Genomic DNA, 505 nt, shown 5'->3' on the forward strand with positions numbered 1-505 from the left:
GCAGGTCCGGGGGCGGTGGCGCCTCGGGGCGGTGGTGATGCGCTGGCTGCGCCATGTCTTCGCACCCTCCGCGGCGCGGCGTTTCCCGGCGGCGAGTCTGCAGCGGATCACGGACGCGATCGGCGCGGGCGAGGCCCTGCACGATGGCGAGGTGGTGTTCGCGGTCGAGGCCGGGCTGCCGTGGGCCGCGCTGGCCGACGGAACCGGGCCGCGCGAACGCGCGCACCAGGTCTTCGCCCGGCTGCGGGTCTGGGACACCGCCGGCAACAACGGCGTGCTGCTGTACCTGCTGCTGGCCGACCACGCGATCGAGATCGTCGCCGACCGCGGCCTGCACGGGCGGGTCGCGGACGCCGAATGGGAAGAGGTGTGCCGTGCGGTGGAGGCGGCCATCGCCGGCGGCGAGGCGCTGGACGCGGCCGTGGTGGCCGGCATCGGGCGGATATCGGCCCTGCTCGCCGTCCATTGCCCCGCCACCGCCCCCCGCCGCGACGAACTCCCCGAC

General features: G+C 76.0%; 1 protein-coding gene. It reads left to right on the forward strand.

The window, feature by feature from the left end:
- Positions 1 to 37: 37 nt before the first annotated feature.
- On the forward strand, positions 38 to 505 hold a 468-nt coding region (locus CSC64_RS13855; protein ID WP_162435912.1), incomplete at its 3' end, for a TPM domain-containing protein.

This window comes from Pseudoxanthomonas koreensis, from assembly GCF_010093225.1.
Taxonomy (GTDB): Bacteria; Pseudomonadota; Gammaproteobacteria; order Xanthomonadales; family Xanthomonadaceae; genus Pseudoxanthomonas; species Pseudoxanthomonas koreensis.